This window comes from Candidatus Polarisedimenticolaceae bacterium (assembly GCA_036376135.1).
GTDB lineage: Bacteria > Acidobacteriota > Polarisedimenticolia > Polarisedimenticolales > DASRJG01 > DASVAW01.
Map to the genome: position 1 here is coordinate 1 of DASVAW010000159.1, position 13712 is coordinate 13712.

The window sequence follows — 13712 nt, forward strand, 5'->3', positions numbered from 1 at the left end:
GCTGGACGCGCTGGGCCCGACGATCGATGCGGAGGAGCTCGAGGCCTGGCGCGTGCGCCTGGGCTACCCCGCGCCGGGTCGCGAGCTGACCGAGGACTGGAACCCCCTCGAGGCGGGACTCCGCGACCACGTGAGCTTCACGAAGGGTTGCTACGTCGGCCAGGAGGTCGTCGCCCGCCTCAACACCTACGACAAGGTCTCGCGACGGCTCGTGACCTTCGAGCTCGACCCCGGCGCGCCGGTCCCCTCCGCGGGGACCGTCGTCCTGCATCAGGGGACGCGCGTGGGGACCGTGACGAGCGCCGCGCGCTGCCCGGAGAGCGGGCGACCCGTCGTGATGGGTTACGTGAAGTGGCGGGATCTTCCCGAAGGCGCGGTGCTCGCGGTCGGGTAAATGGGGACAGCAACCATTTTCCCTGCCCCGGGATCCACGCTACGGGGCGGGGAAAATGGTTGCTGTCCCCAGCAGCTCCTCGACGTGCGCTCCCGCGGCGTCAGCGAGGCCGTGGAGGTCGTACCCCCCCTCGAGGACCGAGACCAGCTTCCCGCCGGCGTGCCGGTCGGCGACGGCGCGCACGATCCGGGTCGCCTCGGCGAAGGCATCGGTCGAAACGTCGAGCCCGCCGAGCGGATCGCGCACGTGGGCGTCGAACCCAGCCGAGACGAGGACGAACTCCGGCCGGAAGGTCTCCATCGCCTCGGTGAGCGGGCCCGACAGGGTCGCGAGGAACCGGTCGTCGCCGTCGCCGGGGCGAAGCGGACAGTTCAGGGTGAACCCCTCCCCCGCCCCCTTCCCGCGCTCGTGCGCGTAGCCGGTCCCCGGGTAGAGGGGCATCTGGTGACAGGAGAAGTAGAAGACGGTCGGGTCGGACTCGAACAGGTGCTGCGTCCCGTTCCCGTGGTGGACGTCCCAGTCGACGATCAGCACGCGTCCCACCCCCGCCTCGCGCAGCGACGTCGCGGCCACGGCGACGTTGTTGAACAGGCAGAACCCCATCGCAAGATCGTATTCGGCGTGATGCCCCGGAGGGCGCATCGCGAGGAAGGCCGCGTCGAGGCGCCCCCCGTGGACCTCCCTGCAGGCGGCGACGAGCGAGCCCGCCGCGAGGCGCGCAAGCCCGGCGCTTTCGCGGGAGATCGTCGTGTCCATCGAGTCGAGCAGGCGCGCCCCGGACGCCGACGCGGCGTCCACGCGATCGACGTGGGCGGAGTCGTGGACCCGCCGGAGCAGGCCATCGTCGACCGACTCCGTCCCCAGGGGGACGCAGCGCGCGGGAATCCCCCGCTCGTCGAAGCGCTGGCGGATCGCCCGAAGGCGCTCCGGCCGCTCGGGGTGACCGGGACCGGTCTCGTGGCGCTCGAACCGCGGATCGAGGAGGAGTCCGACGCGGCGCACGGGATCAGCGCGCCGGCGAGGACTGCGACGCGCCCAGGGCGGTGAATCCGCGCGAGATCTCGAACCCCTCGGGGATGTCCAGGTCGTACAGGCTCGCCGACAGCTGCGGGTTCAACTGCGCGTTCCGGAAGACGATCGACCGGAGGTTCCCGTCCTTGCCGTGATAGTCGAGGCGGACCGGGAGCATCTTCTCCTGATCGACCCAGAGCAGGACTTCGTCCACCGATCGCTTCATGCGGCGTTTCTTGGGGGAGAGGACCAGTTGCACGGTCCCCTTCATCGAGGGACCCGGGTCCCCCAGGCGGATCTCGTAGATCTTTCCGAGCTCGCCCGAACCCTGCCCGAGCCCGAAGTACCGGAACAGCTGCTCGCTCCAGCGCTTCACGTCCCGACGCTCGGCCTTCTTGCGCTCCGGGAAGACGCCGACGTACTCGTCGCGGGCGATCACGAATTGCATCGGTTCGGGGGCGGAATACTCCCAGCGGACCGAGTCGGGCTTGGTCAGGAAGACGCGCCCCCGGGAGACGAGGGGCTGCTTGAGCAGAGGGCTCGTGGTCGTCTCGGTGAACTCCGCGCTCAGGGTGACGAGCCGTCCCTGGACCCCGTCGAACTTGGAAAGCACGGATTCGAGCGCCGTCGGCTGCTGCGCTGCGGCTGCCGCCGCGGCTCCGATCCCCAACGCCCAGGCTGCGATTCGTTTCATCCGCGTCTCCCGTCCACCACCCTCGTCGAACCGTACCAGCGCCCCCCCGGAGCGTCAAGAATCCACAGGGGTTATGATCCCGCGCCCCTCAGGAGCACGCACGCGATGATCGGACGCCGCTTCGCCGCCGTGAGTTTCGTCTTCGTCGCCGCGGCGGGGTGCGCCGCACCACGCCCCCCCGAGGCCAGCACCCCCGCCCCCCCTCCCGATCCGCGTATCCGCGCGCTGGCCGAGATCCTGCGGGCGGAGGATCGCCGCGTCGTGGACGACCCGCTCCTCGCGCGGCTGGGCGACGCCGACCCGGCGATCCGGGCCAAGGCGGTCCGCGCCGTCGGACGGATCGGCGATCCGACCGTCCGTGCCCGGATCGAGCAGGCTTCGACCGACGGCCAGCCGTCGGTCCGCGCGGCGGCGGCCCTGGCGCTGGGGCTCCTGGGTGAGCCGGCGGGGGAGGCGACCCTCGTCGCGCTCGCGAACGACGCGGACCCGTCGGTCCGCGCCCGGGCGGTCGAGGGAATCGGGCGCGTCGGGGCAACGCACGCGACCGTGGTGACGGCGGGGCTGGCCGACCCGATCGCCGCCGTGCGCTTCGAGGCGGCACTCGCCGCGTGGAAGCTCCGAGATCCCGCCCCCGCGCTCGACCCGTTGATCGCGCTGCTCCGGGACGGCGACGGCGCGGTCCGGTTCGCCGCGGCCTACGCCCTCGCGCGGCTCGGTTCCGCGCCGTACGCGGCCCCCTCCTCGGGGGCCGCGGTCGCCCGCCTCGCGGAGGACGACCTTCGCCGGATCCGCGCCGCCGTCGCCGAGCTCGTGACCGACCCCGAAGCCGAGGTGCGGATGCAGGTCGCACGCGCGCTGACGAAGCCCGACACTCCCGCCGAACGGGCCGCGCTGGGAACCCTCGCCGGGGACCGCGACGTGCGCGTCCGGATCAACACCCTGCGCGCCCTCTCCTACCCCGGAGCTCCGCTCGAGCCGTATCTCAAGCGCGCGCTCCTCGAACGCGATCGAAGGGTGCTGCGCACCGTCGTCGAGGGGCTCGGCCGCGTGGGGGGCGGCGAGGCGGAGAAGGTCCTCCGCGACGGGATCCGCGGCGCGGGAGTGCGCCATCCCTGGGTCCTCGAAGCCGCCCACGCGTCGCTCGCGCAGGTCGTCCCGGGTCTTCGCGGCGAGGTGGCCGCGATGCTCGCCGCGTCGGACGACGACACCCTGCGAGCCGGGGCGGGACCGCTCCTCGCGGGGGTGGAGGATCCGCGGGCGGTCGAGCTCGCCACGCGGCTCGCCCTCGACCCCTCGCCCCGCGTCGCCGCCGGCGCGATTCCGATCGCGTCGCAGGCGCCCGGTGCGATCGCCGGTGTCCTCACCTCCGCCGCCGCCTCCGCCGACCCGGTCGTCCGCGCGGCCGTCGCCGAGGCGTGCGGGCGCAGGATCGGCGACGAGGGGGCGATCGCCCTGCTGGAGACGTTGTGGGCGGCGGCGGCGGCCGATCCGATCCCCGATGCGCGCCTGGAGGTGGTCGCGGCCGCCCTCAAGGCGGAGGACGACCCACGCGCCAAGGCGCTGGTCGAGGCGGCGCGGCACTCTCCCGACTGGCTCGTGCGGAAACGCGCCGGGGCGGCCGGCCCGGCGAGCGACCGGCCGATCGAGGACTACGAGGCCCTCGTGCGCTGGGCGCAGACACCGCACGCCGTCGCGATCGTCGTGCAGCGCGGGGACCTTCCCGCGGGCGGCTTCACGGTGCAGCTCGACGCCGACGAGGCGCCCCTGGCCTCCTGGAACTTCTGGCAGCTCGCGTCCAAGGGGTTCTACGACGGTCTCGTCGTGCACCGCGTCGTGCCGAACTTCGTCGTGCAGGACGGCGACCCTCGGGGCGACGGCTGGGGCGGGCCCGGGTACGCGATTCGCGACGAATACGGCGCCGCCCACTTCGACGCGGGAGCGCTGGGGATGGCCTCCGACGGGAAGGACACGGCGGGAAGCCAGTGGTTCGTGACGGTCTCGGCCCAGCCGCACCTCGACGGTCGCTACACCGTCTTCGGCCGCGTGGGGCTGCACTTCGCGGAGGTGTTGTCACGGATCGAGCCGGGCGACCGCGTGGTCCGGATGATCCCCTACGAAGGACGCGCGGCGGAGCCGCCGCCCTCGCTGACGAACGCCGCGCCCTGAGCCTCGAGCCCCCGGACCTCCGCGTGCACGCGCTCGCGGATCGCGGTCCACCGCTCGGCGTCGATCGACAGGAACGCCTCCGCGACCTTCGGGTCGAACTGGGTGCCGGAGAACTTCCGGACTTCCTCGCGCGCGGCGTCGATCGTGAGGGCCGCCCGATACGGGCGGTCCGAGGTCATCGCGTCGAACGTGTCCACGACCGCGAAGATCCGCGCGCCGAGGGGGATCTCCTCGCCGCGCAGCCCGCGCGGGTACCCCGTTCCGTCGTAGCGCTCCTGGTGGCAATACACGATGTCGAGCGCCGGCGAGAGGAAGCGGATCTGCTGGAGCATCCGGTACCCCATCTCGGGGTGTCTCTTCATCTCCTCCCACTCGGCGGCGTCGAGTTTCCCGGGCTTGCGGAGGATCGTGTCCGAGATCCCGATCTTGCCGACGTCGTGGAGGATCGCACCGCGACGGATCCAGGCGAGGTCGGGCTCGGTGACCCCGAGCCGCTCCGCGAGGAGCACCGCGTATTCGACGACGCGGCGGGAGTGCCCGTGCGTCTCGTTGTCGCGGAAGTCGAGCGCCGTGATCAGCGCTTCGAGGGTGGACTCGTACGAGTCCTCGAGGTCCACGTACAGCTTCTCGATCTGGCTCTTCTGCCGGACGATCTCCGCCGTGCGCTCCTCGACCATCTCCTCGAGCCGGTGCTGGTACGCGCGGTTCTCGGTGATGAGACGCCGCTTGTCGAGCGTCCGCTCGACGACGATCCGGACCTCCTCGAGGTTGAACGGCTTGGTGAGGTAGTCGCTCGCCCCCTGGCGGATCGAGGCGATCGCCGTCTCGACGTCCACGACTCCGGTCACCATGACGACGTCGACGTCGGGATCGTGCGCCTTGATCCGCTTGAGGAGCGCGAGGCCGTTTTCGCCCGGCATCTCGATGTCGGAAAGGACGAGGTCGATCCCGCCGGCCTTCACCGCGGCGAACCCCTCCGACGCATCCCCCGCCGTCCGCACGTCGAAGCCGAACAGGTCGAGGCCGTCGGCGAGCACCTCGCGCACCGCCGCTTCGTCGTCGACGACGAGGACGCGCTTGGGGCTGGAGGAGCGGAAGTGGCTCATGGGGCGCGTATTGTACGCTCCCTCAGGTCACCTCACGCCAATCCCGGCCGACGGAGGTCTGCGCCAGCAAGGGTACGTTCAGGGGGTGGACCTCCTCCATCGCACGGCGCACGAGCGGCAGGACGACCTCCACCTCCCCCTCCGGGACCTCGAGCAGCAACTCGTCGTGGACCTGGAGGAGCATCCGGGACTTCGCCCCCGCATCGCTCAGGGCGCGGTCGACCCGGAGCATGGCGAGCTTCATGAGATCGGCGGCGGTTCCCTGGATCGTCGTGTTCACCGCCGCCCGCAGCGCCTGCTCGACCTCGGCCCGGCCGCCGCGCCGGAGCGCGGGGAAGTAACGGACGCGTCCGAACAGGGTGCGCACCGCCCCCTCGCGGGTCGCGTCCTCACGGACGCGGTCGATGTACGCCCGGACGTTCCGGAAGCGGTCGAAATACGCCTTCATGAACTCCCGCGCCTCGCCGCGGCTCATTCCCTGGTCGCGGGCGAGGCGGGACTCGGACATCCCGTAGAGGATGCCGAAGTTCACCGCCTTCGCGCGACGGCGCATCCCGTCGTCCACCGCCTCCGGGGTCACGCCGAAGACCTTGGAGGCGGTGACGCGGTGAATGTCCTCCCCCGCCCGGAACGCCTCGATCAACCCCGGGTCCTCGCAGAGGTGGGCGAGAACCCGCAACTCGACCTGGGAGTAATCCGACGCGAGGAAGACCCATCCGGGCTCGGGGACGAATGCCGAGCGGATGCGCAGCCCGACGTCCGAGCGGGCCGGGATGTTCTGGAGGTTCGGATCGGACGAGGAGAGCCTCCCGGTCGCCGCTCCCGTCGGGTGGTAGGAGGTGTGGATCCGACCGGTCTCCGGGTTCACGAGCTCGGGAAGGGCGTCGACGTACGTTCCCTTCAGCTTCGCCAGCTCGCGATACGCGAGCAGCCTCCGCGCGATCTCGTGCTCCCCCGCGAGGTCCTCCAGCGTCTGCGCGTCGGTGGAGTGCACGCCGCTCTTGGCGGTTTTCCGCCCCGGCGTGAGCCCCAGCTTCCCGTAGAGGATCTCCCGCAGCTGCTTGGGGGAGTCGACGTTGAACGGTGACCCCGCAAGCTCGTGGATGTCCTTGCGCGCGCGGTCGAGCAACACGTCCATTTCGCGCGACATCGCCCGCAGCGATGCGGCGTCGATCCGAATGCCGGTGGCCTCCATGCGCGCGAGCACCGGAAGGAGGGGCCCGTCCATCGTCCGGTAGAGCTCGGCGACCCCCGCGGTCGCGAGTCGGGGCCCGAGGACCTCGGCGAGGCGGAAGGTGACCTCGGCGTCCTCCGCCGCATAGTCGGTCACGCGCTCGACCTCGACCTGGTCGAGGGTGAGCTGCTTCGCCCCCGTCCCCACGAGCGAGGCGTATTTGATCGTCTCGTGACCGAGCAGGTGCGCGGCGAGCTGGTCGAGGCCGAAGCTCACGCGGTCGGGCTCGAGCAGGAACGCCGCCACCATCGTGTCGAGCGCCCACCCTTCGACCGGCAACCCGTGCCGCCGCAGGACGTGGAGGTCGTACTTGAAGTTCTGCCCGACCTTCGCGATCGCCGGGTCGGCGAGCACGGGACCGAGGATCTCCCGCACCACCTCGAGGTCGAGCTGGTCGGGGACGCCGAGGTAACGGTGGGCGAGCGGGATGTAGAACCCCTCGCCCGCCCTCCACGCGACCGAGATCCCCACGATCGCCGCGCGCATGGGGTCCTGATGGTTCGTCTCGGTGTCGACGGCGAAACGCCCCGCGCGCCGGAGCGCCTTCGCGAGGTCGGACAGCGCCGCACGGGTGAGAACCGCGTGGTACGCCGCCCGCTCCGCCGCCGGCGTCGGCGCGGGCTCCTCGGCGGGCGCCTGCTCGAACTCCGCGGTCAGCGTCCGGAACCCCAGCGACCGGAACAACACCGTCAGCTTCTCGCGGTCGGGAGGATCGAGCCGCAGCGCACGGGCGTCGAAGGTGACGGGAACGTCGACGTGCACGGTCGCGAGGTCCTTGCTCAGGCGCGCCTGCTCCTCGTGCTCGGCGACGGCGAACCAGACGCGACGGGAGGATCCCTTGTCGAGGTCCTTGAGGAGCTTCGCGAGCGCGCGGGCCTGCTTCGGATCCGCCGCCGGAACGGCGATCGCCGCGCGTGCCGCGATGATCCGATCGCGGAACTCGCCCGCGGGCTCGATCTCGAGGAGCGCGTCGAACGCCGTGCTCAGCTCCCGCGTCGGCGCCCCGGACTCGACGGCGGCGTCCTTCGCGCTCCAGGCGGCGACGAACCGCTTCGCGCGCTCGAGGATCGCGTCCATCCCGCCGTAGGTCGAGACCATCTCGATCGCCGTCTTCTCGCCCACCCCCGGGACGCCCGGGATGTTGTCGACGGCGTCGCCCATCAGCCCCAGCACGTCCCGCACGTATTCGGGGAAGACCCCGAAGGCCTCCTTCACGCCGGCGGGATCGAGCCGGAGATTCTTGCTCGGATTGAGCACGACGACGCCGTCGCCGACGAGCTGGAGGAGGTCCTTGTCCGACGCGACCACCACGACGTCGAATCCGTGTTCGCGCGCGAGCCTCGCGTACGTGGCGATCAGATCGTCGGCCTCGAACCCGGCCAGCTCGAGGACCGGAATGCGGAACCCCTCGCAGACCTCCTTCGCGAAGGGAAACTGCGCGTTGAGGTCCTCGGGGACCGGCGGGCGCTGGGCCTTGTAGTCCGCGTACTTTTCCTCGCGGAAGGTCGGACCCGGAAGGTCGAAGGCGACCCCGATGTGGCCGGGCTTCTCGTCGTCGAGGAGCTTGCGCAGCATCGAGGTGAATCCGAAGACGGCGTTGGTGGCGAGCCCGTCGGCGTTGGTGAGGCCTCGGATCGCGAAGTAGGCGCGGAACATCTGGGAGGTGCCGTCGACGAGGTAGAGGACGCGGCGTTCGGAGCTCATGGGGCCGAGAGTCTACCCCCCAGCGCGAACGCGAGCGCAACCCCGATCGCCGCCGCGCCCAGCCCGGCCCCCATCCCGGGCGGGCGGTAACGCAGCGTCACGCCGTGACGCCCCGCCTCGACGTGGACGACGATCAGTCCCGACGCGCTCCGCCCGACGCGGGTTCGCGTCCCGTCGACCTCCGCCCGCCATCCGGGAATCGCCTCACGCTGGACGACGACACGGGCGGGCCCCTCCACGTCGAGGTCGATCGCGTGCGGGGCGAGAACGCGGAACGGCACGGCCCTGCCGTCCGCCTCGATCCGCGCGAAGGGAAACGGCGGCGTCCGGGGAACCCATGCGCGCAGCGGGTCGAGCACCACGACCGCCCCGATCCCTGCGTCCCGCATTGCCGCGAGGGAGGTCTCCCCCCCGAAGTCGCGGATCATCGCCTCGCGCCGCGCGGCGCTCGCCCGCGACATCGTGCGCGCCGTGTCCTTCACCGCCCCGTAGGTCACGCCGAAGCGCAGTCCGTCGTAGGGGTGCAGCGCGTCCCGCATCGACGGAAGCGGCTCGCGCCCTCCGGCGAAATAGGCGTCCGGACGCACCTCGCCGAGGTGGAGGATCGGGGTCGTCGCGAGTTGCGGCGCCGTCGTCAGGAGCGCGGGAGGGGCATCGTCCACCTCGACGGGGCGCGTCGCGGCGACGCCTTGCGTCAGCCAGGCGACGTCCGCGACGAGCAGCGCCGGCAACACGAGGAGTCGCACCCATCGCCCGCCGATCGCGGCGAGAAACGCCGCCGCCACCACCGCGTACGAGGCCTGCGCGATCGCCGCCGTGCGCAGGGCGTCCTGCTCCGGGGTGATCCCCCCCGACGGCACGCCCCACGTCCCCACGGCGATCATCCCGAGCCACGCGAGCAGGACCAGCGCCGACGCCGACGTGATCCCCCGCGCGACGCGACCACGCCCGGCCTCGTCCACCCCGGCCGCTACGGCGACCGCGAGCCCGAGGGACGCGAGCATCACGAACTTCTCGGGGTAGCGGGTGACCCAGAAGAACGGAATCACCCGGTGCATCGCCTCGTATCCGGGGAGGTAGTGCCCGAGCGACAGCAGCGTGCCCGCGCCGGCCGCGACGAGCGCCGCCCGCCCCCAGCGCGAGCGCAGCGCCAGCGGCGCGACCACGAGCGCGGCGGCGCCGAGGTAGACCGAGGGCAGGTACGGGAACCCGGCATCCGACAACCCGCTCCCCCAGAAGGCCGCCGCCGTCTCGCCCAACGCGTTCCCCTGGAGTCTCGGCACGAGGAACTCCGCGAGGCGAAGGGGATGGAGCGACCACCACGCCGCCGACTCGCGGAACGGAAGGCTCGCGCCGCGGTCGGTCTGCGGCATCCACATCAGGGCGGGGATCCACTGCGCGCAGGCGAGGAAGGCGCCGATCGCCGCGACGGCGGCCCCCCGCCCGAATCGCACGGCGCGCTCCGGCTGGCGCGCGAGCCCCCACGCCCAGCCCGCCGCCAGCGCGGCCGTCGTCCAGGCGAAGGTCGTCGGCTCTCCCGCCAGCGCCTGGATCCCGAGCGCGACGCCGCACGCCGAGACCCACCAGCCGCCCTCGCGCCACGCCCGGAGCGCGAGCCACCCGATCCACGGCGCCCACGACGCGAGGACGAGCACGCTCGACTGGTTGAGCGCCGACTGCACGGGCCCGCCGAAGGCGAACACCCCGGCGGCGGCGAACGACGCCCCGCGCGACGCGCCGAGCGTGCGCGCGAGCAGGTACGTCCCGCAGGCGGCGAGCAACACGTGCCCCGCGAGGTACAGCCGCCACGCGAGGTCGAAGGGCAACGCGAGAAAGAGGAGATTCCCCGGGTAGAAGGTGGCGTAGCCCGGATCCGCCAGCATCGGCTGCCCGAGGTTCAGCCCCGTGTTCAGGTAGGGCGGGTTCCCGGAGGCGATCGTCGCCGCCCACGCCTCGCGCAGGGGGCGGAAGAAGAAGAACAGGTCGCGGAAGTAGAAGGTCTCGCCGCCGAAGAGCGCGGGGGCGTAGTAGGCGGCCCAGAGGGCGAGCAGCAACGCAGGCGCGAGCCAACGGACCGCGCGGGAAGCCGTGAGCTCGGGCACGGGCGGAGGATGGCACACCTCAGTCCGCGGCGGTCCCCTTCATGAGCGGATCTTCGCCGAAGACGACGCGGCGTTTGTCGAGGGAATCGAGGTCGGCGAGGACGAGGTAGTCGGGGCCGCGCCAGGCGAGGGTCGTCGGGCCGACCCAGTGAACGGTTTCCGCCGTGGGCTTCGGGAGGAGACGGGGAACCGACGTCCACCCGGCCGTATCCGCATCCCAAACCGCGTGCGCCTCGGCTCGGACGAGCAGCCGGCGACGGTCGGGCGACGGCGCGAGGTCGACGTCCTCGGTGGGCCACGCGCCGATCTCGACCGGCGCCTCGCCGGGCCGCGCGACGAAAAGCCGCGTCCCCTTCCCGGCGGACTCGCTCCAGACCAGGCGATCTCGGTCCAGCCAGATCGCGGCATCGGTCGCCGCGATCTCGACGACCTCACCGGTCTCGCGGAGGATCACGCGCTTGGGACCGTGCCAGGACGGAGTGGAATCCACGCTGACGAATCGCCCCGATGGGGAAAGCGCCGCGCGGACAACCGGAAACCCGAAGGACGCGTGACGACGGTCCGGAACGAGCGTGCCTTGCTCGAGGTCGACGCGGTACACCTCCCAGGGGCGATCCCGGTCGAAGCGACGACCGTTCGTGTTCGCGTCCCATCCCCAGTTCGCGAGGTTGAGCAGGATCTCTCCCGTCTCGCTCGGTCCTTCCAACCACGCCACCCGCGAGATCGGCCCCACTTCGATCGGTACGACCCTTCCGGTCGGGAACTCCACGACGAAGAGCTTCCAACCGAAGCCGTGGGTTGACGCTCGATGGACGTCCGGGCTGAGCGCGACGACCCGGTTCCCCGACCAGGCGAGCTCGGAGTGCCAGGGGATCGGATAGGGGATCTCCACGGGAGCGGTGGCCTCGGATCCGTCGCTTCGGACGAACAGGAGGCGCGGACGACTCCGGACGGAGCCGAGCGGGCCCGCCTTGGACTCGATGACGGCCACCGACCCCTCGGCGTTCCAAGCCGCGCTCGTCGCGGGGGGAACGAACCTGCGCAGCACGGCGCCCGTGCGCGCATCGACGAGGTTCCACCCCGGGGAGCTCGTCAGGAACGAGGATCCGCGGGAGGGAGCCTCGACCCAGGCGGTCCTCGGCACCGCGGCGGAGTTCCACCGCACCATCCCCCACGCCGTCGTCACGAGCACCCCCGCAATCGCCGCGGTCGCCACGCCGAGCACCGTGCCCGCACGCGCGGCGCGCGCGCGACCGGCCGGCTCTCCCGCCGTGAAGGCGCGCCACGACACCAGCAGGCACGCGGGGACGAACAACACGGTCGCCCACGCCGCGTTCACGCTCCGTTCCGCGACGGTCAGCGTGGCGAAAGGCAGGAACGTTCCGGTCCAGAAACCGGCGAAGCCCACGCCGACACCGAACACCACCCCCAGGAGCGCGGCGAAGAGCGTGGACGTGACGAACGAAGCTGCGGCCAGGACGACGGCCAGGGTGGAGCCGAGCAACAACCAGGACGTCCCTGCCCAACGGATGAGCTCCAGCAGCTTGCTCCAGGGAACGACCGTGTTGGCGAGTCCCGCACCCATCAACGTCCCCGCCCCGACGACCGCCCCGCTCGAAAGCACGACGGCGGCGAGCTTCGCGCGCCACAGGACTTCCGGGCGGACCGGTCGCGCCAGGAGAAACGACCCGGTTCCGTCCTGCCGCTCCGCGCACCATGCGTGGGCGGCCTGCAGCGCCGTGAACAGCGGCCAGACGGCCAGCGCGAGGGTCGCGGGCAGGGCCTCTCCCCAGAGTGTCTTCGTCGAGTAACTCCTCAACGTCCCGAACGCCCACCCCCGGCTCGCCGCCTCGGCGCCGATCAGGAATGCGATCGGAAGCACCAGGGTCAGGACGATCCCGCCCCACCGCAGCGTCCGCAGCTGCCTCCACTCCTTGAGGAACAGCGCCCTAAACATGCTCGGCCTCCTTCGACGGCCGCCCCTCGCGCAGCAGCGCGATGAGGATTTCCTCGAGCGGGAGCGGGGCGATCTCGACCTCCGACGCCCCGGCGCCGAGAAGGGCCGCGCGGAGCTCGCCGTTCTCGCGCTCGGCGACGACGGTGAGGACGCGCCCTTCCCGGTCGGCGGTGAGGACTCCCGGGATCTTCGGGATCGCGGCGGTCTCCGTCTCGAAGACCGCCCGCGCGCGGACGATGCGCGCCTTCATCGCATCCAGGGGGGCGTCGACGCGGACGCGCCCCGCGTCGAGCACCGCGACTCGGTCCGCGATCCGCTCGATGTCGTGGATCAGGTGCGACGCGTAGACGACGGCCCCCCCCTGCTCCACCACCGCATCCAGCAACGCGTCGAGGACCTCGCGGCGGACGAGTGGGTCGAGCCCCGCGGTCGGGTCGTCGAGGAGCAGCAGCTCCGGGCGCGGCGCGACCGCCGCCACGAGGGCGACCTTGGCCTTCGTGCCTCGCGAGAGGTCGGCGATCCTGGCCTCCGGGTCGAGGTCGAGGTTCTTCCGCGTGCGTTCGGCGAGTTCGCGGTCCCACCTCGGGTGGAGCGCCGCCGCGAGGTCGAGGAGCTCCTTCACCGTCATCCACGGGTAGAGCGCGGTCTCCTCGGAAAGGAGGCTCGCCCGCTCGCGCACCGCGATCCCCTGTGTGACCGGGTCGAGGCCGAGGACGGCGATGGTCCCGGCGTCGGGCCACAGGATCCCCATCGCCAGGCGCAGCGCGGTCGTCTTCCCCGCGCCGTTCCGACCGACGAGGCCGAGGACGGTGCCGGGCTCGACGGAGAGGTCGACGACATCCAGGGCGACCTTCTTCCCGAAGCGTCGGGTCACCCGTTCGAAGGCGAGCGAGGGGGCGCTCATGCTTTCTCCTGCGCGGCGGCGAGCTTCCGCCGGAACGCCTCGATCCGTTTGGAGAGCCTCCAGCCGAGCTCTTCGAGTGGGAGGCCCGAGGTCCGCGCCTGGACGAGGAGGTGGTCGATCGCCGCGTCCACGACCGCCTCCCGGTCCGGTGCGGGGGTCGAGCTCCCCTCGGCGACGAACGTCCCCTGCCCCACCCGGGTCCGCACGAGCCCGGCGCGCTCGAGCTCCTGGATCGCGCGGGCGGCGGTGTTGCGGTTGACCCTCGCCTTCACGGCGAGATCGCGGACGGTCAGGAAGCGATCCCCGGGTCGGAGGCCCCCGAGCGCGATCAACCGCCGGACCTGCTCCACGATCTGGAGGTAGAGGGGAACCGGGTTCGCGGGGTCGAGGTTTTCGAGCACGTGTATTGTCCTAATGTCCTAGGACAATGTACAGGCTGA

10 protein-coding genes are annotated in these 13712 nt (G+C 71.9%); 2 read left to right on the forward strand and 8 right to left on the reverse strand.

Annotated elements, in window-relative coordinates; translation table 11 throughout:
- A partial coding sequence (locus VF139_17025) for a folate-binding protein YgfZ (protein ID HEX6853101.1) occupies positions 1 to 394 on the forward strand: 394 nt, incomplete at its 5' end.
- A gap of 39 nt (positions 395 to 433) precedes the next feature.
- Here VF139_17025 and VF139_17030 read toward each other — a convergent pair.
- Both VF139_17030 and VF139_17035 read right to left on the reverse strand, forming a co-directional pair.
- Positions 434 to 1396, reverse strand: a complete 963-nt coding sequence (locus tag VF139_17030) for a histone deacetylase (protein HEX6853102.1) — start codon at positions 1394 to 1396, stop codon at positions 434 to 436.
- Between the two features lie 4 nt (positions 1397 to 1400).
- Complete coding sequence (locus VF139_17035; protein ID HEX6853103.1) at positions 1401 to 2099, reverse strand: outer membrane lipoprotein carrier protein LolA; 699 nt, start codon at positions 2097 to 2099, stop codon at positions 1401 to 1403.
- 105 nt (positions 2100 to 2204) lie between these two features.
- On the opposite strand from VF139_17035, the gene VF139_17040 reads away from it, so the two are divergent.
- On the forward strand, positions 2205 to 4265 hold the full coding sequence (locus VF139_17040) for a HEAT repeat domain-containing protein (GenBank protein ID HEX6853104.1): 2061 nt from the start codon (positions 2205 to 2207) through the stop codon (positions 4263 to 4265).
- On the opposite strand, the gene VF139_17045 is transcribed toward VF139_17040, so the two are convergent.
- From VF139_17045 to VF139_17070, 6 genes are read right to left on the reverse strand one after another with little or no spacing between them, the layout of a single operon-like run.
- Entirely contained in the window at positions 4211 to 5371 is a 1161-nt protein-coding gene (locus VF139_17045; GenBank protein HEX6853105.1) for an HD domain-containing phosphohydrolase, read from the reverse strand. The genes VF139_17040 and VF139_17045 overlap by 55 nt on opposite strands.
- Positions 5372 to 5393: 22 nt before the next feature.
- Positions 5394 to 8309, reverse strand: a complete 2916-nt coding sequence (gene polA, locus VF139_17050; GenBank protein ID HEX6853106.1) for a DNA polymerase I — start codon at positions 8307 to 8309, stop codon at positions 5394 to 5396.
- Entirely contained in the window at positions 8306 to 10411 is a 2106-nt protein-coding gene (locus VF139_17055; GenBank protein HEX6853107.1) for a hypothetical protein, read from the reverse strand. The genes polA and VF139_17055 overlap by 4 nt, the downstream gene beginning before the upstream one ends.
- A gap of 19 nt (positions 10412 to 10430) precedes the next feature.
- On the reverse strand, positions 10431 to 12368 hold the full coding sequence (locus VF139_17060; GenBank protein HEX6853108.1) for an ABC transporter permease: 1938 nt from the start codon (positions 12366 to 12368) through the stop codon (positions 10431 to 10433).
- Positions 12361 to 13272 carry an ABC transporter ATP-binding protein gene (locus VF139_17065; protein ID HEX6853109.1) on the reverse strand — a complete coding sequence of 304 codons (912 nt, stop codon included), beginning with the start codon at positions 13270 to 13272 and terminating at the stop codon, positions 12361 to 12363. The genes VF139_17060 and VF139_17065 overlap by 8 nt, the downstream gene beginning before the upstream one ends.
- Entirely contained in the window at positions 13269 to 13673 is a 405-nt protein-coding gene (locus tag VF139_17070) for a GntR family transcriptional regulator (GenBank protein HEX6853110.1), read from the reverse strand. The genes VF139_17065 and VF139_17070 overlap by 4 nt, the downstream gene beginning before the upstream one ends.
- Between the last annotated feature and the right edge of the window lie 39 nt (positions 13674 to 13712).

What these genes read in the sequence shown, in the direction of transcription:
- VF139_17035 (HEX6853103.1), bottom strand. Translation starts at nt 2,099, where the DNA reads ATGAAACGAATCGCAGCCTGGGCGTTGGGGATCGGAGCCGCGGCGGCA.
- VF139_17040 (HEX6853104.1), top strand. Translation starts at nt 2,205, where the DNA reads ATGATCGGACGCCGCTTCGCCGCCGTGAGTTTCGTCTTCGTCGCCGCG.
- VF139_17045 (HEX6853105.1), bottom strand. Translation starts at nt 5,371, where the DNA reads ATGAGCCACTTCCGCTCCTCCAGCCCCAAGCGCGTCCTCGTCGTCGAC.
- polA (HEX6853106.1), bottom strand. Translation starts at nt 8,309, where the DNA reads ATGAGCTCCGAACGCCGCGTCCTCTACCTCGTCGACGGCACCTCCCAG.
- VF139_17060 (HEX6853108.1), bottom strand. Translation starts at nt 12,368, where the DNA reads ATGTTTAGGGCGCTGTTCCTCAAGGAGTGGAGGCAGCTGCGGACGCTG.
- VF139_17065 (HEX6853109.1), bottom strand. Translation starts at nt 13,272, where the DNA reads ATGAGCGCCCCCTCGCTCGCCTTCGAACGGGTGACCCGACGCTTCGGG.